The organism is Clostridium acidisoli DSM 12555 (genome assembly GCF_900176305.1).
Lineage (GTDB): Bacteria > Bacillota > Clostridia > Clostridiales > Clostridiaceae > Clostridium_I > Clostridium_I acidisoli.
In genome coordinates, this window is record NZ_FWXH01000005.1 from 165942 (window position 1) to 192096 (window position 26155).

General features: G+C 30.6%; 18 protein-coding genes and 1 other annotated feature. Of the genes, 12 read left to right on the top strand and 6 right to left on the bottom strand.

The window, feature by feature from the left end:
- Positions 1-16: 16 nt before the first annotated feature.
- Both feoB and B8978_RS09600 read right to left on the bottom strand, forming a co-directional pair.
- The gene (gene feoB, locus B8978_RS09595) at positions 17-1777 is read right to left on the bottom strand and encodes a ferrous iron transport protein B (RefSeq protein WP_084115581.1); all 1761 of its coding nucleotides are present in this window, start codon (positions 1775-1777) and stop codon (positions 17-19) included.
- Positions 1774-2004, bottom strand: a complete 231-nt coding sequence (locus tag B8978_RS09600; RefSeq protein ID WP_084115583.1) for a FeoA family protein — start codon at positions 2002-2004, stop codon at positions 1774-1776. The genes feoB and B8978_RS09600 overlap by 4 nt, the downstream gene beginning before the upstream one ends.
- A 144-nt stretch (positions 2005-2148) precedes the next feature.
- Positions 2149-2359: a binding site (T-box leader), on the top strand.
- 184 nt (positions 2360-2543) lie between these two features.
- Here B8978_RS09600 and proS point away from each other — a divergent pair.
- The 3 genes from proS (at position 2544) to B8978_RS09615 (ending at position 8238) form a co-directional block, all read left to right on the top strand.
- A complete protein-coding gene (proS, locus tag B8978_RS09605) occupies positions 2544-3980 on the top strand; it encodes a proline--tRNA ligase (RefSeq protein WP_084115585.1) in 1437 nt (478 codons plus the stop codon).
- A gap of 601 nt (positions 3981-4581) precedes the next feature.
- A complete protein-coding gene (locus tag B8978_RS09610) occupies positions 4582-6375 on the top strand; it encodes an ABC transporter ATP-binding protein (protein WP_242950532.1) in 1794 nt (597 codons plus the stop codon).
- A gap of 33 nt (positions 6376-6408) precedes the next feature.
- Complete coding sequence (locus B8978_RS09615) at positions 6409-8238, top strand: ABC transporter ATP-binding protein (RefSeq protein ID WP_084115589.1); 1830 nt, start codon at positions 6409-6411, stop codon at positions 8236-8238.
- 99 nt (positions 8239-8337) lie between these two features.
- Here B8978_RS09615 and thrC read toward each other — a convergent pair whose 3' ends face one another.
- Genes thrC through B8978_RS09635 form a run of 4 tightly spaced genes read right to left on the bottom strand, consistent with a single transcriptional unit; the run spans position 8338 to position 12527 of the window.
- Positions 8338-9825: a threonine synthase gene (gene thrC, locus B8978_RS09620; protein ID WP_084115590.1), complete on the bottom strand. Its 1488-nt coding sequence runs from the start codon at positions 9823-9825 to the stop codon at positions 8338-8340.
- A gap of 21 nt (positions 9826-9846) precedes the next feature.
- Positions 9847-11136, bottom strand: coding sequence for a homoserine dehydrogenase (locus tag B8978_RS09625; protein WP_084115592.1), 1290 nt, complete (start codon positions 11134-11136; stop codon positions 9847-9849).
- Between the two features lie 2 nt (positions 11137-11138).
- Positions 11139-12077 carry a homoserine kinase gene (gene thrB, locus B8978_RS09630; protein WP_084115594.1) on the bottom strand — a complete coding sequence of 313 codons (939 nt, stop codon included), beginning with the start codon at positions 12075-12077 and terminating at the stop codon, positions 11139-11141.
- A 12-nt stretch (positions 12078-12089) separates the two neighbouring features.
- Positions 12090-12527 (bottom strand): ACT domain-containing protein, encoded by a 438-nt coding sequence (locus tag B8978_RS09635; protein ID WP_084115596.1) that lies wholly within the window; start codon positions 12525-12527, stop codon positions 12090-12092.
- Between the two features lie 322 nt (positions 12528-12849).
- On the opposite strand from B8978_RS09635, the gene ftsH reads away from it, so the two are divergent.
- The 9 genes from ftsH to B8978_RS09680 all read left to right on the top strand — a co-directional run.
- Positions 12850-14694, top strand: a complete 1845-nt coding sequence (gene ftsH, locus B8978_RS09640) for an ATP-dependent zinc metalloprotease FtsH (RefSeq protein WP_084115598.1) — start codon at positions 12850-12852, stop codon at positions 14692-14694.
- Positions 14695-14702: 8 nt separating this feature from the next.
- Positions 14703-16814, top strand: a complete 2112-nt coding sequence (locus B8978_RS09645) for a HelD family protein (RefSeq protein WP_084115617.1) — start codon at positions 14703-14705, stop codon at positions 16812-16814.
- 188 nt (positions 16815-17002) lie between these two features.
- Positions 17003-17848, top strand: a complete 846-nt coding sequence (gene licT / locus B8978_RS09650; RefSeq protein WP_084115599.1) for a BglG family transcription antiterminator LicT — start codon at positions 17003-17005, stop codon at positions 17846-17848.
- A gap of 162 nt (positions 17849-18010) precedes the next feature.
- The gene (locus tag B8978_RS09655) at positions 18011-19879 is read left to right on the top strand and encodes a sucrose-specific PTS transporter subunit IIBC (RefSeq protein ID WP_084115601.1); all 1869 of its coding nucleotides are present in this window, start codon (positions 18011-18013) and stop codon (positions 19877-19879) included.
- A gap of 493 nt (positions 19880-20372) precedes the next feature.
- Positions 20373-21326: a carbohydrate kinase family protein gene (locus B8978_RS09660; protein ID WP_084115603.1), complete on the top strand. Its 954-nt coding sequence runs from the start codon at positions 20373-20375 to the stop codon at positions 21324-21326.
- A 13-nt stretch (positions 21327-21339) separates the two neighbouring features.
- Complete coding sequence (locus tag B8978_RS09665; protein WP_139796024.1) at positions 21340-22794, top strand: glycoside hydrolase family 32 protein; 1455 nt, start codon at positions 21340-21342, stop codon at positions 22792-22794.
- A 125-nt stretch (positions 22795-22919) separates the two neighbouring features.
- Positions 22920-24299 carry an MATE family efflux transporter gene (locus tag B8978_RS09670; protein WP_084115605.1) on the top strand — a complete coding sequence of 460 codons (1380 nt, stop codon included), beginning with the start codon at positions 22920-22922 and terminating at the stop codon, positions 24297-24299.
- 73 nt (positions 24300-24372) lie between these two features.
- A complete protein-coding gene (locus tag B8978_RS09675; RefSeq protein ID WP_084115607.1) occupies positions 24373-25566 on the top strand; it encodes a pyridoxal phosphate-dependent aminotransferase in 1194 nt (397 codons plus the stop codon).
- Between the two features lie 351 nt (positions 25567-25917).
- The coding region (locus B8978_RS09680) for a transposase (protein WP_084113234.1) at positions 25918-26155 on the top strand (238 nt) is incomplete at its 3' end.

Consider the following 26155-nt stretch of genomic DNA (forward strand, 5'->3'; position numbering starts at 1 on the left):
CCTCTCATAAATAAAATTATAAAAATAAACCAATCCTATATATTATAAATGCCACAATCCAAGCAAGAGCTAGTTGATAAAAAAGAGAAAATAAAGCCATCTTATTTCCATATTCCTTTTTCATTGTTGCTAAAGCTGAAATGCAAGGCGGATACAACAACACATAAACTAAAAATACATATGAAGTAAGCGGTGTAAAGAAAGTTGGAATTACTTTACTAAGATTTGCTCCATATAATACACCCATAGTACTAACAACAACTTCTTTTGCAGCTAATCCACTTAATAATGCTACTGAATTTTGCCAATTACCAAACCCTAATGGCCTAAATATTGGAGCTAAAACATGTCCAATAAATGCTAGAAAGCTATATTCAATGTCAACTTTACCACTGAAACTAAAGTTTGAAAGCACCCAAAGTATTACAGATATTGAGAATATGATAGTTCCTGCTTTTTTTACAAAGCCTTTTCCTTTTTCCCATGTATGAAGTAATAAACTTTTAGGCTCAGGGAACTTATAGTCGGGAAGTTCTATTATAAGGGGTTCATCTGATTTTTTAAATAGGGTGTTTTTAAATAATATGCCTATTAAAAATGCAATTACAATACCTAAAAGGTATAAAGAAGCTATAACTAAACCTTGATGTTTAGGAAAAAACACCGATGTCAGAAGCACATATATAGGAAGTCTAGCATTACAAGACATAAGTGGAACTATAAGTGCAGCCATCTTCCTATCTTTTTCGCTCTCTAAAGTTCTTGCAGACATTATTGATGGAACGCTACAGCCAAAACCCATAACCAGTGGTATAAAAGCTTTGCCTGATAAACCCATTTTAGTCATAAGCTTATCCATTAAGAATGCTGCTCTAGCCATGTATCCACTATCTTCTAAAATTGATATACAGAAGAAAAGTGAAAGAATTAGTGGGAAAAATACTATTACGGAACCAACACCTCCAACTATACCATCAATTAAAAGTGAACTGAACCAAGGACTTGTAGAGGCAAGAAGTCTGTGAAGTTCAGGTATAAGAACATCATTAACGCCGCCATCAAGAAGATTCTGCAGTGGCCCTCCAACCCAAGAAAATGTAAATAAAAAAATTAATACTAAAATAAGTGCAAAGATTGGATAAGCTAAAAACCTATTTAAAAATATAAAATCTATTTTTTCCGTTAGAGTATCTTTGTGTTCGGAGGATTTACTTAAACATTTATTTATTAAAGCTTCAATGTACTCATATGCTTCTTTTTCATTTTGAAATTGATATTTATTATCAATGTGATTCGAAGCGAAGTCACCTTTTACTAGGATATCAACTACTTTGTTTATATCCATTCGTTTTGAAGCAATTATTGGAACTACCTTTACGTTTAATTCTTTTTCGAGTTTTTCGTAATTTATATCGATGCCTTTATTATTTGCAACATCAATCATATTAAGTACTAAAATAATTGGTATATTAAACTCAGCTAATTGAGTTGTAAGATACAAATTTCTAGTTAAATTGGATGCATCAACTATATTTATTATTACGTCAACTTTTTCATTTAACAAAAAGTTTTTTGATACTTTTTCTTCATTTGAATAAGTGTCCATAGCATAAATACCTGGAAGATCAACTATTTTTATTGAATTATTTAAAAATCCTTCTTTTTTCTCAACAGTTACTCCGGCCCAATTTCCCACATATTGATTTGAACCAGTTAGCAAATTGAAAAGTGTGGTTTTACCAACATTTGGATTACCTATAAGTGCAGCTGTTATCATATTGAAATCTCTCCTAGTGATATTTTATTTGCATCGCTTTTCCTAATTGCCATATTGAAACCTCTAACATGTACAACAATTGGATCACCGAAGGGTGCAGATGTCTTTACCTTAATTTTAGTACCTTCTATTAGTCCAAGAGCAAATAATCTCTTAGCTAGACGCTCATCACAACCTATATTTTTTATAATGCCACTTTCGCCTGGTTTTAAATCACTTAAGCTCATATATAAAATCCCCCTCCTAATATGTAAATGAAAATTGTTTTCATTTACATATTAACATCATACTAATAACTTGTCAATGGATTAAATCCTATTGACAAGTATAGTTATATATTCTATTATTGATTTAATTGTTAATTTAAATATATATATACAAGGATAAGGATTAGTAAAAATGTGAGTTTTTTTTAAGAGAGGGACACGGATTAGGTGAAAGTTTCCTAAAAAAACAATTTTGAACCTACCTTTGAGTTCTGCATTAAAGGTGCAGCGGTGATTCCGTTAAAGTCTTAAAGTGAGTATTTTAATTAATTATATTAATTAGGGTGGTACCACCGGTGTAATCTCGGTCCCTTTGGAGGGATGGAGTTTTTTTGTGCTTATATTTATGATAGGAGCTCTGAATATAGATGGTCATAATATAAAGAGATTGCGAAAAAAGGTGAAAACCATTCGCCCTTACTTCGCAATTTATAACTATTATGAACTTAAAAAATGTTTATTTAACAAATAATACATAATAAATTTTAGGAGGAATATATATGGCAAAAAATCAAAAATTAGTTGAACAAATAACTTCAATGGAAGATGATTTTGCACAATGGTATACTGACATAGTTAAAAAGGCTGAACTTGTTGATTATTCAAGTGTTAGGGGTTGTGTAATTTTTAGACCTTATGCTTATGCAATATGGGAAAATATACAAAGTACATTAGATAAAAAATTTAAAGAAACAGGTCATGAAAATGTATATATGCCAATGCTTATCCCAGAAAACTTACTTCAAAAGGAAAAAGATCATGTTGAAGGTTTTGCACCAGAAGTTGCATGGGTTACACAAGGTGGAAATGAACAATTAACAGAGAGATTATGCGTACGTCCAACTTCAGAAACACTTTTTTGTGAGCATTATGCGAAGATTGTTCAATCTTATAAAGATCTTCCAAAACTATATAACCAGTGGTGCTCTGTTGTAAGATGGGAGAAAACTACAAGACCATTTTTAAGAACAACAGAATTTTTATGGCAAGAAGGACACACAATACACGCAACTAAAGAAGAGGCTGAAGAAGAAACAATAAGAATGCTTAATGTATATGCTGATGTTTGTGAGAATTTACTTGCAATACCAGTAGTAAAAGGAAGAAAGACAGAAAAAGAAAAATTTGCAGGTGCAGAGGCTACTTATACTATAGAGTCTTTAATGCATGATGGTAAGGCACTTCAATCTGGTACATCACATTTTTTTGGACAGAATTTTGCAAAGGCTTTTGGAATACAATTCTCTGATAAAACAGGAAAACTAGAATATGTTAATCAAACTTCATGGGGTATGACTACACGTATAATTGGTGCAGTTATAATGGTACATGGAGATGACGAAGGATTAAAACTTCCACCAAGAGTTGCACCAATTCAAGTTGTAATAGTGCCAATAGCTCAGCATAAAGAGGGTGTCATTGATAAGGCTACTGAACTTAAGGATAAAATATCTAAGATAGCTAGAGTAAAATTAGATATCAGTGATAAAATGCCTGGTTGGAAATTTAGTGAGTATGAGATGAAAGGTGTTCCAATAAGACTTGAAGTAGGACCAAAGGACATTGAAAAAAATCAAGTTGTACTTGTTAGAAGAGATACTAGAGAAAAGATTTTTGTTTCTATGGATGAACTTGAAACAAAAATACCAGAACTTTTAGAGGATATACACAATTCTATGTATGAAGCCGCTAAAAAGGCTAGAGAAGAAAAAACTAGCAGTGCTAAAACTATGGATGAATTTAAGGATATAGTTGAAAACAAGACTGGATTTGTTAAAGCAATGTGGTGTGGAGATAGATCTTGTGAGGATAAAATTAAAGAGGATACGGGAGCTACTTCAAGATGTATACCATTTGAACAGGAAGAAGTTTCAGATACTTGTGTATGTTGTGGTAAAAAAGCTACAAAAATGGTTTACTGGGGTAGAGCGTACTAAAATTTAGTTTATTCATAATATAAAGAGATTGGAAAGTACGGGTGAAGGGTTTTAACGGATGCTTTCCCTTTTCACCGCGAAGCAAAGGTGAAAACCATTCACTCATTGCTTGGCAATTTATAATTAGTATGAACCAGGCTTGTCCTTATTAAAAAAAATTGAACGTTAAAAAATTATTAAAAAGTTCTTGTAATGTTAGCTTTGATGGAGTATAATGGTAAATATAGATTGATAAAAGGAGGTCGTATTATGAAAAACTTTAAGATGTTTAGAAAATTAATTGGCAATGCAATTGTAGCAAACCTATTAATAATAAAACACGACCTTGGTGAGTCAATTTAGATTACTTTTTGTTATGTAAATTAGCCATAGGTTGTGAACCTATGGCTTTTAATATGATTTTTTATGGCAATATATCTATAAAATATCAGAAATTAGAAACCGTAGGCGAATACCTACGGCTTTTTTTATATAAAATTTTACTAAGGGAGATGTTAAGAATGAACAAGAAAAAAATGATTGCAGAGTTAAAAAGCTGTGAGGCTATAACTTATGGGTAGCAATACTAAAAAATATGATTTGGAAGGGGAAATTTTATAAAATGAAAAAACTTTTAGAACTGACAAAAGGAAGCAGACTATTATATATTTTATCTATATTAGCTATTGGAGTTGCAACCTATATATCTATGCTTGAACCAATGGTAATTAAAATTACAATTGATTCTATTATAGGAAATGAGCCAATGAATTTACCAAGTTTCCTACAGGATATAATTAAAGCAATAGGTGGTAGAAATGCCTTAAGGGAAAAATTATGGATATGTGCAATTTCTCTTGTATTATTAACAAGTTTAAGAGGAATATTTCTTTATTTTAAAGGAAAATTATCTACTTTAGCTTCGGAAAATATAGCAAGGAAAACTAGAATAAAGTTATATGATCACATTCAAAACTTGCCATATAGATATCATGTAAATGCAGAATCTGGAGATTTAATTCAAAGATGCACTTCTGATGTTGAAACTGTAAGAAAGTTCTTTTCGATACAAATGGTCGAGATAGGAAGAGCATTTTTTATAGTTGCATTGTCAATTTTTATAATGGCATCATTGAATGTAAAAATGACTATTATAGCGATGGTTACTGTGCCAATTATATTTGTAGCATCATATATATTTTTTAATAGTGTAAGACATACTTTCGAGAATGCAGATAAACAAGAAGGTGCACTTACATCTATACTAGAGCAGAATCTTTCTGGGGTTAGAGTTGTAAAAGCTTTTGGAAGAGAAGAGTTTGAAATTGAGAAGTTTGAAAAAGAAAATGCTAAATATAGAGATTTAAGTTTTAAGGTGAGCAACGTACTAGCAACTTATTGGGCAACATCTGATTTTATATGTACTGTGCAAATAGGCTTAGTTTTAATATTTGGAATATATTATGCAGTTAAAGGAGATATAAGTCTTGGGACTTTAGTCGTATTTAATACCTATGAGGGTATGCTTTTGTGGCCAATAAGGCAACTTGGAAGAATATTATCTGATATGGGTAAAATGACAGTTTCACTTAAGAGAATAACAAATATTCTTGATGAGGAAGTAGAAAAGGAAAATGGAAAAGCATTAAAACCTGATATAAAGGGTGAAATTTCTTTTGAAAATGTTTCTTTTGAGTATGAGAAAGACGCTGAGGTTCTTAAGAATATAAGTTTTAAGGTTAAAAAAGGAGCTACAGTTGCTATAGTCGGGGCTACAGGCTCAGGTAAATCTTCACTTGTACATCTTTTACTAAGACTTTATGATTATAAAAGCGGTTCTATAAAAATTGATGGAATAGAACTTTCAGATATATCGAGAAAGTGGATAAGAAGTAAGATTGGAATAGTTCTTCAGGAACCATTTTTGTATTCAAGGACTGTAAAGGAGAATATAAAAATTTCAAAGTTAGATGCAGAGGATAATGAAATTATAAGGGCAGCTTCAATGGCTGCGGTTCATAAAGTTATAACTTCATTTGATAGAGGTTATGACACAATAGTAGGGGAAAAAGGTGTTACTTTATCCGGAGGACAAAGACAAAGGGTAGCAATTGCAAGAACACTTATAAATAAGTTTCCTATTCTTGTTTTTGATGATTCTTTAAGTGCAGTAGATGCTGAAACAGATAAGATTATAAGAGGCAAACTTCAAGAAAAAAGTAAAGATGTTACAACTTTTATAATAGCGCATAGAATTTCTACTGTTAAAGATGCAGATGAAATTATAGTATTAAATCATGGAAAAGTAGAAGCTATTGGTAAGCATGATGAACTTATTAATAAAGATGGTATATATAAAAGAATATGGGATATACAAAATTCTTCAGAAATAAATAACGAAGAAAAATTTGCGTAATAAGAGATATAGATTTAAGGCGGTGAAATTAAAATGGCAAGAATACAAGAAGAAAAGGTAACTGAAAAGTTGAATTTAGGAATATGGAAAAAGCTTTTTAAATACCTATCTGAGTTTAAAAAAGGTTTATTATTTCTTGCATTCCTTATGACGATAGTGGCTGGTATAGATTCAATAATGCCACTTTTAACTAGATATGCTATAGATAATTTTGTGGAAAAAAACACAATTAATAATCTTAAAATTTTTGGACTGGTATATTTATTAATTGTAGGAATTCAAGCTATAAATGTAAAAATATTTATAAGGCAGGCAGGTAAGATTGAGACTCATCTAGCATATCATATAAGAAAAATGGGATTTAAGAGACTTCAACAATTATCCTTTTCCTATTATGATACTTCTTCAGTAGGATGGCTTATGTCAAGAATGACTTCAGACATAGCAAGACTTAGTGAAGTTATATCTTGGGGACTTATAGATATGGTTTGGGCAATTGTTATGATGATTGGTTTCTTAGGTATAATGCTTTTTAATAATGTAAAGTTAACGCTTGTAAGCATGAGTGTTATTGTACCACTATTTATAATAGGATTATTTTTTCAAAAGAAGATATTGAAAGCTTATAGAAATGTAAGAAAAATTAATTCACAGCTTACCTCTGATTTTAATGAAGAGGTAGCTGGTGCAAAAACAACTAAAACTTTGGTTCGTGAAGATGAAAATTTAACTGAATTTAAATATGATGTTGATAGAATGAGGCACTCATCTGTAAAAGCAGGTATATTTTCAGCATTATTTCTTCCTATTGTTATATCTATGGGAAGTATAGGAACAGGTCTTGCAATATGGTTTGGTGGAAATGAGGTCCTTTTAAAAGGGATATCTTATGGAACCTACGTAATGTTTATATCATATACAGTACAATTTTTTGACCCAGTAAGTCAACTTGCTGGAACTATAGCTGAAATTCAGCAAGCACAGGCTTCGGCAGAGAGAATAATCTCTCTTGTAGAGACTGAGCCTGAAATATGGGATAAACCAGATGTAATTAATAAATACGGGGACTTATTTAATGCTAAAAAAGAAAATTGGGAAGATATAAATGGAGATATAGAATTTAAAAATTTGTATTTTTCTTATAAAAATGGTCAAAAGGTATTTGAAAATTTTAATTTAAAAGTTAAAAAAGGTGAGACTGTAGCCTTAGTAGGAGAAACAGGATCTGGTAAAAGTACAATTGTAAATTTATTATGTAGATTTTATGAGCCTAGCAGTGGTGAAATCTTAATTGATGGGAAAGATTATAGAGAAAGATCCCTTTTATGGTTACAATCAAATATTGGATATGTACTTCAAAGTCCGCATCTTTTCAGTGGTACTATAAGAGAGAATATAAGGTATGGAAAACTAGATGCCACTAATGAAGAGATAGAAGCAGCAGCTAAGATGGTTAATGCTCATGAATTTATAATGGAAACCGAAAAGGGTTATGATTCAGAGGTTGGAGAAGGTGGAGGAAATCTATCTACTGGACAAAAGCAACTTATATCATTTGCAAGAGCAATTGTTGGTAATCCAGCAGTCTTTGTTTTAGATGAAGCCACATCTTCCATAGATACTGAAACAGAAAGAGTAATTCAAAATGCAATAGAAAAGATTCTTTCAGATAGAACTAGTTTTGTAGTAGCCCATAGACTTTCAACTATAGTTTCTGCTGATAAAATTCTTGTTATAAAAAATGGAAGTATTGATGAAGCGGGAACTCATAGTGAACTTATTAAGAAAAAAGGGTATTACTATAGGCTTTATACAAATCAACTATTACAAGAAAAAGAAATGGAAAGTGAAAATGTATCGTAATTTGCTATTAGACACTAAAGATGAGTAGTTAAAAATAAAACTAAAAAAATAAAGGCTGAGATTTTTGCTGTTTGTAAGTAAAAATCTTAGCCTTTGTGGTTATTTAATGAAATCTAAAACTACTTGATTTATTTCATTTTTTTTACATACTTTTGTATGTATAACTTCTTTTTTATCTATATCTTTAATAGATTGTGGAATCTTATAAGCTGAAAGTTTATCCATTTCATTTATAAGTTTAAATTCATCAAGACCGAAATACTTTTTATCTATAACATTCATAACAGCATTAGGAAATTTGTATGGACTAGCTGTTGAAAGTATAACAGTTTTAGTGGCATCTTTTGTTTCCTTTTTATATTTGTTATATACAGAATAAGCCACTGCGGTATGCGTGTCTATTATTTCTTTGTAATTATCGTATAATGCTTTAATCTCATCTGTAGTTTCTTCTTCAGAAGCATAACCACCATAAAAATCACTTAGTTGTTTTTTCATATCTTCTGTAATTTCGTATTTTCCATTAACTTTTAATGATGTCATCAATTCATTTATTTTATTAGAATCTTTGCCACTAACAAAATAAAGTAATCTTTCAAGGTTGCTAGAAACGATTATGTCCATGGATGGTGAATTAGTAATAAAAAATTCTCTGTTTTTATCATAAGTTCCTGTTGTAATAAAATCATATAAGACTTTATTTTCATTAGAAGCACATATAAGTTTATCAATAGGGAGTCCCATATTCTTAGCAAGATATCCAGCAAGTATATTGCCAAAATTTCCAGTTGGAACAACGACATTTATTTTATCATCCTTAGAAATTTCACCTTTTTTATAAAGGCTAATATAAGAATAGAAATAATAAACTACTTGAGGTATAAGTCTTCCAATGTTTATTGAATTTGCTGAAGAAAAAAGATAACCTTTTTCAGCAAGTGATTCCTGGATAGAATTATCCGTAAATACATTTTTAACCGCAGTTTGAGCGTCATCGAAATTACCTTTAATTGCAACTACATGTGTGTTTTTACCCTTATGAGTAACCATCTGTAACTTTTGTACGGTACTAACACCTTCTACAGGGTAAAATACAATTATTTCTGTGCCATCTACATTTGTGAAACCTTCTAAAGCTGCTTTCCCAGTATCACCAGAAGTAGCGGTTAAGATTAAAATGTTTTTATCTATACCTTGCTTCTTTACTGATGTTTTTAAAAGATGAGGAAGAATAGATAATGCAACATCTTTGAAAGCAAGTGTTGGTCCAAAATAAAGTTCTAGTAAATAAGAATCACCAATTTTTTTAACTGGAGTGATTTCTTCAGTAGCAAATTTACTGTCATATGCTTTATCTATGCAAGATTTTAGTTCTTCTTCCGTAAAATCAGTGAAAAATTTGCTCATAACTAAATAAGCTAAAGCTTTATAATCAAGTTTCACTAATTCATCAATATTAAAATCAATTGTTGGAATATTATCTGGTACGTATAATCCACCATCTTCTGCAATACCTTTAAGGATTGCGTTTGAAGCTGTTACTGTCTTTGCACTGCCCCTAGTGCTTTTATACATTAGTTGATTCAAAATAGACACCCCTTTTGTTATTTATTCAAATTTTTCAACTCTTATAAGGTTATCAAGGCTATATACACTATCAAGTTTTTCAAGTTCGTCAAGTGCTTTAATAATGTCACCTTCAATGGCATCATGAGTTACTATTACAAGTGTTACTATGCCTTCTTTTTCACCTTTTTGAGTTATAGAAGATATGCTTACTTTGTTTTTACCCCAAATTGTTGAAATCTCACCTAAGACACCACTCATGTCCTTTACAGAAATTCTTAGATAATATTGAGATTTATAAGAATCTCTTTTTAATATCTGCTTAGAATTTTCTTTGTTTTCTACAGTTGAAATTGAACGTAAGGTCATATCATTTCTAAGAATAGATATTATATCACTAACTACAGCACTTCCTGTTGGAAGTGAGCCAGCGCCCCTTCCGTAAAACATTAAATCGCCAACTGCATTACCTTTTATTAAAATTGCATTAAATGAATCATTTACATTTGCAAGAGGGTGAGCTATAGGTATCATTGTAGGATGAACTCTAAGTTCAAGTGTACCATTTTTTTCCTTTGCTATGGCTAGAAGTTTAATGCAATATCCAAACTCTTTTGCATATTCAATATCTAAAGAACTAACTTTTGTAATACCTTCTCTATAAATGTTTTCAACATCCACATCTAGGCCAAAGGATAGAGAAGTTAATATGGCAAGTTTGTACATAGCATCATAAGATTCAACATCTGAAGTTGGATCTGCTTCCGCATAACCTTTGTCTTGAGCTTCTTTCAATGCATCTTTGAAGTCCATATTTTCTAAGGACATTTTTGTCAGTATATAATTTGTAGTTCCATTGATTATCCCAACAATTTCTTCAATCTTATTCGCAGTAAGACTTTCTTCAATACCTTTTAGTATTGGGATTCCACCAGCAACACTTCCTTCATAATATAGAAGTACGCCATTTTTGCGAGCTTTATCTAAAAGCTCTTTACCTTCAAGGGCCATAACTTGTTTATTTGCAGTAACTACATGTTTTGAATTTTCAATTGCCCTTAACATATAGTCTTTTGCAGGATGCATGCCACCTAAAAGTTCAACTACAATTTTAATATTATCATTATTTAATATTTCTTCAATGTCAGTAGTCAAAACACCAGCTGGTATGTTAACACCTCTATCTTTGTCTACATCATTTACTAATATTTTTGTTATTTCTATTTCGTAGCCTGAACGTCTTGTTACCTCGTCTTTGTTGTTTTTAAATATTTCCCAAACACCTGTGCCTACATTACCTAGTCCAAGTAAAGCAATTTCTATCTTGTTCATAATTAATCCTCCAATACTGACTTGCTATTTTTTTCACATTCCTTACTATCAATAACTACTGTTCCTGAAAGATCAGGCTCCAAAAGTTTTATTTTCCAACAGGCTTCTGCCGTCTTTAAAAATGTTTCCATCTTATTTAAAAATTCAGTGTTATTTTTTTCTATTATAAGCATAAGCGTTGAACCAGATCCACTTATAAATTCTCCTAAAGCATTAAAATCTTTAGCTTTATTAAAAATATCTTCCATACCTTTTATTGATGGACCTCTGAAAGGCTGGTGTATTTTATCCTGTAAACATATTCTTAGTTTTGAATAATCTCTTTTGTAAAGTGAGGAAATTAGCATTGAAGCTCTTGAAATATTAAATACACAATCTGATTTGCTGTACTCTAGAGGTAAAACTTTTCTACTGTTTTCAGTACTCATCTTAAAATCTGGTATTAAAGCAGCAAACAATAAGTCATCAGGTGTATTAATTTTAGAGTATACCACATTATCATTCTCAATTAAAGATATATTAAATCCACCAACTAAAGCTGGCACAACGTTATCTGGATGACCTTCAATTTGCGTGGCAAGATTTATAATTTCTTGTTCTGTCATTATGTTATCCATAAAATAGTTTGCGGCATGAATTCCAGCAGCAATGCAGGTTGCACTACTACCAAGTCCTCTGGATAATGGGACTTCTGAAGTTACTACATTTATATAGAAACCTCTGTGTTTAAAATCGTATTTTTTAAAAGCTTCTAACATGCTATGATATATAAGATTGTCTTCTAATGCTATAGAAGATGTTTTTCCGTTTTCTAAAAATATTAAGTCATCACTATCAGTTTTAGCAAATTCAAATTCATTATAAAGTTTAAGGGCCAGTCCAAAACAGTCGAAGCCAGCTCCTATATTAGCTGTACTTGCAGGTACTTTAATTTTTAGCATAAATCCATCTCCCTATTCCATTGCGATTAAGTCAACTTTAATTACATTTTCAGTATTTCCTATATACTTAAGTAAGTGTTCAAGTTCAATTGTTAAATTGCATATGTCAAAGGTTATAGTAACATTTGCTGCATTGTTAATGGGAATATCTTGGTTAATAGTAAGGATATTAGCATGATTTTCAGCCATTATATCCAATATTGTGGATAACGTGCCAGTTTTATGACCAAGTAGCAAGCAAATAGTAACTTTATTACTTTTACTAGATTCAGAAACAGTAAAGACATAATCTTTATATTTATAATATGCACTTCTACTTATTCCAACAAACTTTACAGCTTCTGTTATATCATGAGCTTTTTTAGTATTTAAGAGGTCTTTTACTTTGATTACTTTTTCAAATATATCAGGTAAAACTGCTGTATCCACCAATAAATATTTATTTTTCATATTTAATACATCACCTTCCTTTAGAAACGTACACTACTGAAGCACATGTGTATACGTGTCAAGGACTACATAAGTTATAGTAACATAATATGCATTTCATTACAATATAAAGTTATATAAGAAGCAACTTAAATAAATTAGTATAAAATCAACCAATATTCAGATAAAAATATTATTTTTGCTTACATTGGCTTATAATGTTAATGAAGGCTTTTTATTTAGTCAAAAATATTTTAATTTGTTTAAAAAAAATTAAAAAAGTTGGATAGTAATATTGAGTATTAAATGATAAACTATTTATACGAGAGATGGAGGGAGCATTATGTTTAATAAAAATTTTGGAGATAAGAAAATAAAACTTGCAGCTTTTTATTCCTTAGGAGTTATTGTTGTGGTTTTAATATTAAATTATTTGATACTTAGTATGAGAACGGAGCAAATTACTTATAATAAATTTTTAGATTTGCTTTCTCAGAAAAAAATTTCAGAGGTTCAAGTAACTCAAGATAAAATAACAATAATACCTAAAGATAACAGTGGAATAGGTAAAAAAATATTATATACAGGGAGAATAGATGATTTAGATTTAAAAAATGAACTCAAAGCTTCGGGGGCAGATATAACAGCACCTTCAGGTAATGATGATCCATTAATAAACCTATTGCTTAGCTATGTGATACCTATTGCATTACTTTTGGTAATTGGAAGATTTTTATTTGGTAGAATAGATAAAAAGCTTGGTAGTGGAGTTATGTCCTTTGGAAAAAATAACGCAAAACTTTATGCCGAAAGTGAGACTGGAGTAACCTTTGAAGATGTTGCTGGGCAAGATGAAGCAAAGGAATCATTAATAGAAATAGTTGATTTTCTGCATAATCAAGATAAATACATTAAAATAGGTGCAAAACTTCCTAAAGGTGCACTTTTAGTTGGACCTCCAGGAACAGGTAAAACTCTACTTGCAAAGGCAGTTGCAGGAGAAGCAAAAGTACCGTTTTTTTCAATGTCAGGTTCAAATTTTGTTGAGATGTTTGTAGGAATGGGAGCATCAAGAGTCAGAGATTTATTTCAACAAGCACAGGAAAAAGCACCATGCATAGTGTTTATAGATGAAATAGATGCAATAGGAAAAAGCAGAGATACAGGTGGAATAGGTGGAGGAAATGATGAAAGAGAACAAACACTTAATCAGCTTTTATCTGAGATGGATGGTTTTGACTCATCTTTAGGGGTAGTAATTTTAGCAGCCACAAATAGACCAGAGGTATTAGATAAGGCATTACTAAGGCCTGGTAGATTTGATAGAAGGGTAATTGTTGATAGACCAGATTTAAAAGGAAGAGAAAGTATATTAAAAGTACATTCTAAAGGTGTAAAATTAGCAAGTGACGTAAAACTTGAGGAAATAGCAAAAGCTACATCTGGAGCTGTTGGAGCTGATCTTGCAAATATGATAAATGAGGCAGCATTGTTAGCAGTAAAAAGTGGAAGGGATGAAATAATTCAAGCTGATTTAGAAGAAGCAGTTGAAGTAGTAATAGCGGGTAAAGAGAAAAAAGATAGAATTTTATCAGATAAGGAAAAGAGATCAGTTGCATTCCATGAAGTAGGCCATGCACTTACAGCAGCATTACTTAAACATTCAGATCCAGTTCATAAGATAACTATTGTGCCAAGAACTATGGGAGCCTTAGGCTATACAATGCAGCTTCCAGAGGAAGAAAAATACCTTGTTACAAAAGAAGAAATGATGGATGAGATAACTGTGTTACTAGCAGGCAGGTCAGCAGAGGAAGTTCAATTTAATAGTGTTTCAACTGGCGCATCAAATGATATAGAAAGAGCTACAAAAACAGCTAGAAACATGATAACAATATATGGAATGACAGAAAAATTTGATATGATGGCATTAGAATCTGTAGAAAACAGATATTTAGATGGTAGACCAGTTCAAAATTGCAGTGCTGAAACAGCTACACTAATAGATAGTGAGGCACTAAGCATTATAAAAACGGCACATGAAAAGGCAAAAAAGATATTAAGTGATAATAAGGAATTACTAAGAAAAGTTGCAGAGATTTTGATTGAAAAGGAAACTCTTATGGGTGACGAATTCATGGAAATCGTAAAGGAGAGTTCAGCGTGGAAGGAAAAAACAGAAGCTTAGAAAATTTAATGAAAGAAAAAGAAGATGATGAGTTTTATGTTGAAGAGCAAAAACTTATTGGAGTAATCCATATAATAAATATGGAGATACTTAATTACATTAGCAAACGAAAAGATATAGCTAAAGATATAGTGGATAGTAGAAAAAAAGGTATTGAAGAATTCAAAGATGATGAAGATAAGGTGATTGAATATTTTGATCATGACACTTTTGTAAAAGAAGAAGCATTTAAAAGCATAGATAGAAGACTGAAAGAGCTTACTATCCTTCAGGCCTCACCTTATTTTGGTAGGGTTGATTTTAAGGAAGAAGGATTTGAAGAAGAAAAAATATACATTGGAAGGTTTGGAGTTACTCCTGATGGATCATATGAACCATTGGTACTTGATTGGAGAGCTCCAGTCTCTTCTTTATTTTATACGGCAGGTATTGGTAAAAACAAATACAAGGCTCCTAAAATGGAGATAGAGGTTGATATACTAAAAAAAAGACAATATATTATTAAAAAGAAGAAATTACTTGGTTTGTTTGACTCTGAGGTAGATGTTAAAGATGAAATATTACAACTTGTATTAAGCAAAAATGCTGGTGAGAAACTTACAGATATAGTTATGTCTATACAAGAAGAACAAGATAAAATAATAAGAGAACCAAGAAATAAAGTTGTTGTTGTAAATGGTGTAGCTGGGAGTGGGAAAACAACAATTGCACTTCATAGAGTTGCATACCTTCTTTATAACAATAGAGAAATTTTACAGGATAAAGTTCTTATATTAGGACCTAATCCTATATTTATGGAATATATATCTTCAGTGCTTCCTAGTCTTGGGGAAGTTGGAGTAAATCAAGAAACTTACATGGATTTTGCTTTAGGGCTACTTGAAATTAGAAGACGTGAAGTAATGAATGTAGAAGAGTACATGGAAAAAATATTAAGTAAGGACAAAAAATTTATAAAGGATGTAATGTATAAAAATAGTGCTGCCTTTATTGAAGACCTAGATAGGTTAATAAGTTCTATTGAAAATGAATATTATAAGCTTAACGATGTGTTATATAATAATAAAGTTATAGTATCAAAAGATGAATGTGAAAAAATGTATAATGAATACTATAAAAATATGCCTTTATTTAGAAGGACAAAAAAACTTAAGAGAATAATATTTTCAAAACTTAAAGATGAAAGAGATAATAGGATAAGAAATATAGAGGAAGAATATAGGAATACAATAAATAGTCTTAGTAAGGATGAGCAAAAACTCCAAGGTACATCTATAGATTATGAAAGAAAATTGAAGATAAGAAATGTCATAAAAGAACTTATGAAAGTTAAAGAATCACTTTCTTATTTATATAACCCAACTATTTATGAGTTATATAAAGGCATAAATGCAAGAGATTATTATACAGTTGATGATTTAACAGCTTTACTTTATCTTGAATTAAAATTTGAAGGGATAAGTCTTGATAGAGAGATAAAACATGTTATTATTGACGAGGCTCAAGATTATAGTGCACTAGCATTAAAGGTAATAAAAGAAATAACAGGAACTTTAGGAATAACAATAGTTGGAGATAGCAATCAAAGAATTATACCAATCAATGGAGAAGTTCCTTTTAATAAGGTGCAAAATATAATAGATGGCATTGAGGTTGAACATTTTAGACTTACTAAGAGTTACAGGTCAACTAAAGAAATTATGGAGTATGCCAATAAATTTATACACGAAGATGAGATAGTTCCAATAGTTAGAAATGGTGAACCTGTTAAAACTATTGAGGTTTCTAGTGAAGATAACTTTAAAAATAAGGTGATTTCTCTTGTGAAGGAATATAAGGAGAAAGACTATGAAAGTATAGCTATAATATGCAAAGATTCCAATAGCATAAAAAAATATGGAAAATTATTAAGGAATATTGAAAATATTAAAATCATTGATAATGAAGATATGATTTATAGAGGTGGTACGCTAGTTATACCCTCCTATCTTGCTAAGGGACTTGAATTTGATGCTGTTATAATTTTGGATGAAACATCAAGTGAAGAAAACTATAACAAATATATGTATGTTATGGCTACAAGAGCATTGCATGAATTGGCGGTTATAAAATTAAAATGATATGCATGTAAAATAGGGTTGACATGCCCTTATGAAAATGTTATCATAAGGGCATAGAAACAATAAACAGGGATTGTAACTGGTTAGCAGGCAAAACCCAATTAAGATAAACTATAACAGTTTAGTATATCTTGATTGAGTTTTTTTATTTTAATTATTTATAGTGTATTGATATTGGAGTGAGTGAAATGTTAATAAAAAAGATATTGAATAACAATGTGATTACAACTATAGATGAAACTACAGAGTTAGAAAAAGTAGTTATGGGAAGAGGAATTGCTTTTAAAAAGAAGCCTGGAGATTTGATCCAGTGTGAAAAGGTTGAAAAAATATTTATAATTGAAAATGAGAAAGAAAACATAATGTTTCAAAGACTTCTAAATGAAATTCCCATTGAGTATGTAAAAATTTCAAAGAATATAATAGACTATGCCAGAGAGACTTTAAAGGTGGATTTTGCTGAACATATATATGTAGCTTTGACAGACCACTTAGCATTTGCCATTAAAAGGCATGAAAATGGGATTCAAATAAAAAATGACTTACTTTGGGAAATAAAAAGAATTCATAAAAATGAATATAAAATTGGTGTTTGGGCTTTAGATTACATAGAAAAAGAACTCAAAATTAAAATGGAGTTAGATGAAGCTGGTTATATTGCATTACATTTAATTGACGCTTCTCTAAATCAAGAAATGAACAATACCATGAATATGACTAATATTATTCAAGAAATTTTAAATATAATTAAGTACTTCTTTTCAATGGATATTGATGAAAATGACATGAGTTATGATAGGTTTATAACACACTTAAGGTATTTTTCACAAAGAGTAATAGCTAAAAAGGAAATGCCAGATGAAAAACAACCATTGCTTGAAATGGTAAAGAAAAGTTATGTTGATCCATACAATTGTGTTTTGAAAATAAAAGATTTTATAGGTAAAAATTATGATTATTATGTGAATGATGCAGAAATAGTTTATTTGACAATTCACATAGAAAGAGTAATTTCTCATAATAAACATACATAGATTACAAGCAAATTTAATATTAAGGATTGTTACTGTTAAAGCAGGCAAAACCTAAGTTGAGTACATATTTTTATATGTAGATTTCAATTTAGGTTTTTTTTATTTGATATAAATGAGCAAAATGCTTTTATATATTATTAAATTAAGAAAGGAAGATTGGATATGGACTACAAAAATGTAGCTAAGGAAATACTTAAATTATTAGGTGGAGAAAAGAATATTATAAGTGCTACACATTGTGCCACTAGACTAAGATTAGTGCTTAATGATGAAAAAATGGCAGATATTAAAAAAATTGAAAAGATGGAGGATGTCAAAGGAATTTTTAAAAACTCTGGACAATTACAAATAATTATTGGACAAGGCAAGGTTAATAAAGTTTATGAAGAGTTTGTTAAAGGAACTAACATTTCAGAATCTAGCTTAAGTGACACAAAAAATTTAGCTATGCAAAAAATGAATCCTTTTGAAAGATTTGCAAGGATGCTTTCCAATATATTTGTACCAATTATACCAGCTATAGTTGCTAGTGGACTTTTAATGGGGGTTTTGAGTACACTCCAGACCTTCCATTTGGTAAATGATAAGAGTGGAATATATATTTTATTAAATATGTTTTCTAATGCAGCCTTTCAATTTTTACCTATGATAATTGCTTTTAGTGCGGCTAGAGAATTCAGGACAAATCCATTTTTAGCAGCAGCACTTGGAGCCATAATGATACATCCAGATCTTCAAAATGCATGGACATTAGGAGAAACAGCCACTAAGACAATATCAATTTTTGGAATCCATATAGGCATGGTAGGATATCAAGGAACAGTACTGCCTATACTTATTTCTGTATGGGTAATGGGATATATAGAAAGAAATCTTAGAAAGATAGTACCTAATGTACTAGATATACTTGTAACACCTTTTCTTACGTTGATGATAACAGCTATTTTTGCAATGATAGTAGTAGGGCCTTTTGGAAGAATGTTAGGAGATGGAATATCAATTGGTCTTCAAAGTTTTTATAATACGGCAGGACCCTTAGCGGGCTTGGTATTTGGAGGACTTTATTCATTAATAGTAATAACAGGAATACACCATAGTTTTCAAGCGGTTGAAGCTGGACTTTTGGCTAATCCTTCAATTCATAAAAATTTTCTTTTACCAATATGGTCTATGGCTAATGTGGCACAAGGAGGAGCAGCACTAGCAGTTTATTTTATCACAAAGGATAAAAAAGTTAAATCTATTGCGGCACCTGCTTCATTATCATGTTTACTTGGAATAACTGAACCTGCAATTTTTGGAGTTAACTTAAAGTATACAAAACCATTTATTGCTGCTGCAATTGGTGGAGCTGCTGGCGGTGCTTTTGAAGTATTAATGAAGGTTTCAATGATGGGTATAGGAGTGTCAGGAATACCAGGAACAGCAATTGTAAAAGAAAATTCTATAATAAATTATATAATAGGCATGATTATTGCTTTTGGAGTTGCATTTGCAGTAGCATTTATTCTTGGCATAAAAGAAGAAAATCAAGTTTCAGAAGATAACAAAATTGAAGATGAATATGCAGAAACCATTGAAAATATTGCAGCACCTTTAGAAGGTGAAGTTGTTTTAATGAAGGATGTTCCAGATAAGGCTTTTTCTGATGAGCTTATGGGAAAAGGCATAGCAATTGATCCAATAGATGGAATAGTTGTTGCGCCAGTTAATGGTAAGATAGTTCATATTTTTGATACAAAACATGCAGTAGCAATTGAAACAGAAAAAGGAGTAGAGATTCTCATTCATATAGGAATTGACACTGTTAAAATGGAGGGAGAAGGATTTGAGAGTTTTGTAAAAGATGGAGATACGATCACAAAAGGACAAAAACTTGTAGAATTTGATTTGAATTTAGTGAAAACGAAAGCAAAGTCGCAAATAACTTCAATAATAATCACAAATTCTAATGATATGAAGTTTGTAACAGAGAGCAAGTATGGTAAAATCAAGAGAGAAGAAGAATTACTAACAGTAGGAATTAGATAAAAAAACTGTTTGATTACAGTTTGACGTAATACAAAGAGATTGTGGAAAAAGTGAAGGGTTTTATCCTTGCTTGGCTCGGATAAAAGGTGATGGGTTTATGGATAAAGCCATAAAGGCTAAGGAAATTTTTCTTCCTACGTCAGAAAAATAATGAATTGTATATGTCTTAATATTTGAAGACAACTTTAATATGTAGTTTAACCGTAGGTTTTGCTTTTGGGCGTAGCCTTTGGTGTTTATGTAACAGTTCAAATACTAATAAATACTTATTCGTTAAAAACTGGCGACATACGGCCAAAAAAATGTATGACAAAATACTTTAGATTATAAGTTCAAAGATTTTTCGAAGCATAACGTAGAAAAATCATCTATAGCTTTTTCCAGAGGAAAACCCTTCACCCGTATTTCGCAATTTCTAACTGTTATGAACTACAATAGTAATAAAACACAATATTAGGAGGTGAATACTAAGACAGAAATGTCTTGGTGTAATATGGAAAATATTTTATGTATAGGTGAACTGCTTATTGATTTTATATGTGAAGATGTAAACACTAGTATGATTGACGGAGAAAATTTTAAAAAGAAGGCTGGTGGCGCACCTGCAAACGTAACAGCGGCTATTTGCAAATTAGGGGGAAAAGCTTCTTTTGTTGGTAAAGTTGGAAACGATCCCTTTGGAGCGTTCTTAAAGAAAACATTGGAGGATGTAATGGTTGATACATCTATGCTCATAATGGATGATAACTCAAACACAACACTTGCTTTTGTTTCTCTTAAATCAGATGGAGAAAGGGATTTCGTGTTTAATAGAGGAGCAGATGGACTACTTAGATATGATGAATTAGAAATGGATAAAATATTTGATAATAAGATAATTCATTTTGGATCTGCTACAGCATTATTAGGTGGAGAAATGAAAAAAACTTATATTGGAATTATGGAAGAAGCTAAAGAAAAAGGCATTTTTGTGTCTTTTGATCCAAACTACAGAGATAATCTTTGGGGTGACAGGACAGAAGAATTTATTAATGTTTCCAGAGAATGTATTGAATTAGCGGATTTCGTAAAGCTAAGTGATGAAGAGTTAAAAATAATAACTGGAAAAAGTGATGTAAATGAAGGAATAGAAACTTTAACAAAAAATAAAAATAGAATTATTGCTGTAACATTAGGAAAAGAAGGAACACTTATATCTAATGGGAAAAATACAGAAGTTATTACAAGTATAAAAATAAAATCAATTGATTCAACTGGGGCAGGAGACGCTTTTGTTGGAGCACTTTTATATAAAATTTCATTGCTAGAATATCCAAAAAAATTAATTAATGATTTTAATTCATTAAAAGATATAGTTTCTTTTGCTAATAAAGTAGGTGCTATAGTTTGTACAAAACTTGGTGCAATAGCAGCATTGCCAACACTAGAAGAAGTTAACAATATTTAGGTTTGGTGATTGGATGATTGATAATGAACAAATGATTTCAAAGATATATAAGATAATAGAAGATTCCAAGGAAAAAGTAAATAAAGATTATTATAGATTGAATTATCACATAATGCCACCGGTAGGTTTTTTAAATGATCCTAATGGATTCATACAAATAAACGGTGAATATCATTTATTTTATCAGTTTAATCCATTTTATCCTGAAGATAAAAAAGTTTGTTGGGCTCATTTGAAAAGTACGGATTTAATTACATGGGAATGGTTACCAATAGCCTTGCTTCCTATAGAGTGGTATGAGAGCCATGGATGTTATTCAGGAAGTGCAGTTAATAATAATGGTATTTTTACTTTGATTTATACAGGTAATGTTAAAAATTCAATGGGTGTTAGAGAAACTTATCAATGTTTAGCTGAAAGTAAGGATGGCATAAATTTTAAAAAATATATAGATAATCCTGTAATTTATAATCAACCAGAAGGATATACAAGACATTTTAGAGACCCTAAGGTTTGGAAGCATAATAATTTATGGTATACAGTAATTGGTGCACAAACCGAAAAGAAACAGGGAACTACACTTTTATATAGTTCCATAGATTTAGTTAAGTGGACTAAAATTGGCGAACTTGACAGCCTAATGAAAGATTTTGGATATATGTGGGAGTGTCCTAATTTATTTACTATAGATCACAAAGATGTTTTACTTTTTTGTCCTCAAGGTGTAAAATTAAAAGGAGACTTATATAATAATATATATCAATGTGGATACTTTATAGGGAAAATAGATTATGAAACTGGAAAATTTACGCATGAGGAATTCTTGGAAATTGACAGAGGATTTGAATTTTATGCACCACAAGTTACTGTAGATGATAGTGGAAGAACTCTTATGGTAGGGTGGATTGGACTTCCCGATGAAGAAAACAGTGAAACTAAAGAAAATAATTGGATGCATTGTTTAAGTATTATAAGGGAGTTATATATTAAAGATAATAAACTTTGCCAGAGACCAATTAAAGAAATGGAATTGCTAAGAAAAAAACTAATTCAGTATAATGACTTAAAAATTAATAGTGACAACTTTGAGCTTCCTAATAATGGTGATAGCTATGAGATGATATGTGACTTTGTATTTGAAGATGATGTTGTATTTGGATTAAAATTAAGAAGTAAAGATGGAACTGATGGAATAAATTTGTATTATGACTCTAAAAATGAAAAAATTGCATTTGATAGAGAAAATATAGTTTCTGCTAAAAGAGAAACAAGAAAATGTTATATTAGAAACAATAGAAAACTAAAATTACATATATTTATGGATAAATCATCAATTGAAGTATTCGTAAATGATGGGCAGGAAACTTTTACAGCTAGAATATATCCAGATAAGAAGAGTAATGGAATATTCATATTTTGTAAAAATGGAAATGTGGCAGTGAATATAAAGTTTTGGAATATTATATGATAAAAATTTTATAAAGTAATGTTAATTATTAAAGTAGGTTAGATTAACCTACTTTAAATTATTCATATATAGTTACGATAATACATACATGTTTCTACACAGTCAATATTTAAGGAGGAATTTTTATAAATAGGTCAAATGAATTGGAAAATGAAAAAATAGGAAAATTGCTTTTAAAGTTTTCTATACCAGCTGTTATAGGAATGCTTGTTAATGCAATGTATTCCGTAGTAGACAGAATATTTGTTGGTAGGGGTGTTGGATCAATTGCACTTTCAGGGGTAGCTGTAACATTCCCAATAACAAATGTAATTATGGCAATAGGTATGCTTGTTGGTACAGGTGCAGCAGCAGTAGTATCAATAAAACTTGGTCAAAAAGATAAAAAAGCTGCAGAAAAAATAATAGGTAATGCGTATACATTAACAATAATTTTGTCAATATTCATAAGTGTTATAGGAATGATATTCTTAACTCCAATACTAAATTTACTTGGAGCAAGTCCTGAAACTATGCCTTATGCAAGACAATTTGCAACAATATTACTTCTTGGAGCAGTTCTACAAAATGTTGGGTTTGGTCTAAATCCACTTATGCGTTCTGAGGGGGCACCTAAAATGGCAATGATAACCATGCTTATAGGTGCAGTACTTAACTTTATGATTAACCCATTATTTGTATTTGTATTTCACTTTGGAGTAAGGGGTTCAGCTTTTGCAACTGTCATTTCTCAAACAGTTTGTTCTATATGGATATTATATTATTTTACAAAGGGCAAGAGTCTTTTAAAGTTAAAAAAACAAAACATGAGATTAGAAAAAAATATAGTAAAAGAAACAATGGCTATAGGTATGTCGCCATTTGCAATGCAAATTGCAGCTAGTATAGTGACAATTGTATTTAATACAACTCTTGAAAAACATGGTGGAGATCTTGCTATAGCTGCATTTTCTCTTATTAACAGTATTACCATACTTATATTGATGCCGCTACTTGGAATAAACCAAGGAGCACAACCTATAATAGGATATAATTATGGTGCTAAAAAAATAAGCAGAGTGAAAAAAACTCTAAGAAATGCTACTATTGCTGCAACTTGTATATCTACTTTAGGATTTGTTATAGTCCAACTTTTCCCGGTTCAAATAATTAGTATTTTTAATACAACAGATTCTAAACTTATAAGTATTGGATCCAATGGAATAGTTATTTATCTTAGAATGTTTGCTGTTGTTGGAATTCAAGCAAGTTTTTCAAATTATTTTCAATCTATTGGAAAAGCAAAACATTCAATGTTTTTGAGTCTTTCAAGACAGATAGTATTATTAGTACCACTTGTACTTATATTACCAAATTTTATGGGCATAAATGGAGTTTGGATATCAGGGGCAATTGCAGATTTTTCTTCTACGGTTATAGCTGCAATTTTAATAGGGATTGAAATGAAAAAGCTAAATAAATTTGAAGAAAACAATGAAATGTCGCGGAAAGTTGCTTCATTCTAATAAAAAATAAGATTTACTAATGTTTTTATATTTAAATATAAAATATATAGAAAAAATAATTGGAGGGGTTAAGATGTTATCACAAAAAATGCTTGAACTAGGAAGTAAAAAATCCACAATTAGAGAAATATTCGAATTTGGTAAAAAGAGAGCTGAAATAGTTGGTAAAGAAAATATTTATGATTTTAGTATTGGAAATCCAAATGTTCCAGCACCAGTTTCGGTAAAAAATGCGATTTTAGAAATACTAGAAAATGAAAATCCAACAGCAATTCATAGTTATACTAGTGCTCAGGGTGATGACAATGTTAGAAGTACAATAACTAAATCTATTAATAAAAGATTTGGTACAAGTTTCAAAAAGGAAAATTTATATATGACAGTTGGGGCTGCAGCATCTATTAGTATTTGTTTTAAGGCATTAACAAATGAAGGTGATGAGTTTATCACGTTTGCACCGTTTTTCCCAGAATACAAGTGTTTTGTTGAAGGAGCTGGTGGTAAACTTATTATCGTAGATGCTAATACACAAAATTTTCAAATCAATTTTGATGAATTTAAAAAGAAGATTAATGATAAGACTAAAGCAGTTATTGTTAATTCACCAAATAATCCATCAGGTGTTATTTATTCAGAAGAAACAATATTAAAACTTGTGTCTATTTTAGAGGAAAAATCAGCAGAATATGGTCATGTTATTTATCTTATATCAGATGAGCCATATAGAGAAATTGCTTACGATAATGTGGATGTACCATATTTGACAAAGTATTATAAAAATACACTTGTATGCTATTCATATAGTAAATCATTATCTTTACCTGGTGAAAGAATAGGATACATAATAATTCCAAGTGAGATTGAAGACTTTAAAGATACTTATGCTGCAATTTGTGGTGGTGGAAGGGTACTTGGATTTGTTAATGCACCTAGCTTGTTTCAAAAAGTTGTAGCAAAATGTGCAGATGAGACAGCAGATATTTCAATTTATGAAAGAAATAGAAATTTATTATATGACGGATTAATAAAAATGGGATACAAATGTGTTAAACCAGAAGGCGCATTTTATTTATTTCCACAGTCTTTAGAGAAGGATGCTAAGGCGTTTTGTGAAAAAGCTAAGAGATACGATTTATTATTAGTTCCTGGAGATGATTTCGGATGTCCTGGACACGTTAGAATTTCATATTGTGTACAGACAGAACAAATAATAAATTCACTTCCTATATTTGAAAAGTTAGCTAAGGAATATGGAATTAATTCATAATAGTAAGAAATTGCGAAGTACGGGTGAAGGGTTTTCACCTATGATTCGCGGTGAAAAGGCGAAGGGTCGCTAAAGCGAGGTGAAAGGTTTGACAGGCGCTTTGCTGGTCAAAGGTGATGGGTTTTCCGTGGGAAAAAGCTATGGATGATTTTTCTCTGCTATGCTACGAAAAATCTTTGAACTTAAAATATATAATCTAAAGCATATTCACATTCATTTTTTTGACCGAAGGTCGCCAGTTTTCAATGAATACGTATTTATTAGCATATTAAACCATTCTGACCCCATAACAGTCTTCGACAGTTTCTAACGAGCATGGTAATATAAGAATATACGATGGAGGTTAGAAATATGGCTAGAAGAAAGTTTACACTAGAAGATAAAATTAAGATTGTTGATGAGTTGAATAATGGTTTAACTCATGCTCAAGTCTGTAAGAAATATGAATTGACATCATCCACTCTATGTACCTTTAAGAATCAACTTGGTGTAATTAATGCTACAGAGCCTAAAGATTATAAATCAAGTATTAAAGAAAAAGCATTGGAAGATGAAAACCGAAAACTTAAAGAACTAATTGGTAAAAAAG

What these genes read in the sequence shown, in the direction of transcription:
- feoB (WP_084115581.1), bottom strand. Translation starts at nt 1,777, where the DNA reads ATGATAACAGCTGCACTTATAGGTAATCCAAATGTTGGTAAAACCACA.
- B8978_RS09600 (WP_084115583.1), bottom strand. Translation starts at nt 2,004, where the DNA reads ATGAGCTTAAGTGATTTAAAACCAGGCGAAAGTGGCATTATAAAAAAT.
- proS (WP_084115585.1), top strand. Translation starts at nt 2,544, where the DNA reads ATGGCAAAAAATCAAAAATTAGTTGAACAAATAACTTCAATGGAAGAT.
- B8978_RS09610 (WP_242950532.1), top strand. Translation starts at nt 4,582, where the DNA reads ATGAAAAAACTTTTAGAACTGACAAAAGGAAGCAGACTATTATATATT.
- B8978_RS09615 (WP_084115589.1), top strand. Translation starts at nt 6,409, where the DNA reads ATGGCAAGAATACAAGAAGAAAAGGTAACTGAAAAGTTGAATTTAGGA.
- B8978_RS09625 (WP_084115592.1), bottom strand. Translation starts at nt 11,136, where the DNA reads ATGAACAAGATAGAAATTGCTTTACTTGGACTAGGTAATGTAGGCACA.
- thrB (WP_084115594.1), bottom strand. Translation starts at nt 12,077, where the DNA reads ATGCTAAAAATTAAAGTACCTGCAAGTACAGCTAATATAGGAGCTGGC.
- B8978_RS09635 (WP_084115596.1), bottom strand. Translation starts at nt 12,527, where the DNA reads ATGAAAAATAAATATTTATTGGTGGATACAGCAGTTTTACCTGATATA.
- ftsH (WP_084115598.1), top strand. Translation starts at nt 12,850, where the DNA reads ATGTTTAATAAAAATTTTGGAGATAAGAAAATAAAACTTGCAGCTTTT.
- B8978_RS09645 (WP_084115617.1), top strand. Translation starts at nt 14,703, where the DNA reads ATGAAAGAAAAAGAAGATGATGAGTTTTATGTTGAAGAGCAAAAACTT.
- licT (WP_084115599.1), top strand. Translation starts at nt 17,003, where the DNA reads ATGTTAATAAAAAAGATATTGAATAACAATGTGATTACAACTATAGAT.
- B8978_RS09655 (WP_084115601.1), top strand. Translation starts at nt 18,011, where the DNA reads ATGGACTACAAAAATGTAGCTAAGGAAATACTTAAATTATTAGGTGGA.
- B8978_RS09660 (WP_084115603.1), top strand. Translation starts at nt 20,373, where the DNA reads ATGGAAAATATTTTATGTATAGGTGAACTGCTTATTGATTTTATATGT.
- B8978_RS09665 (WP_139796024.1), top strand. Translation starts at nt 21,340, where the DNA reads ATGATTGATAATGAACAAATGATTTCAAAGATATATAAGATAATAGAA.
- B8978_RS09675 (WP_084115607.1), top strand. Translation starts at nt 24,373, where the DNA reads ATGTTATCACAAAAAATGCTTGAACTAGGAAGTAAAAAATCCACAATT.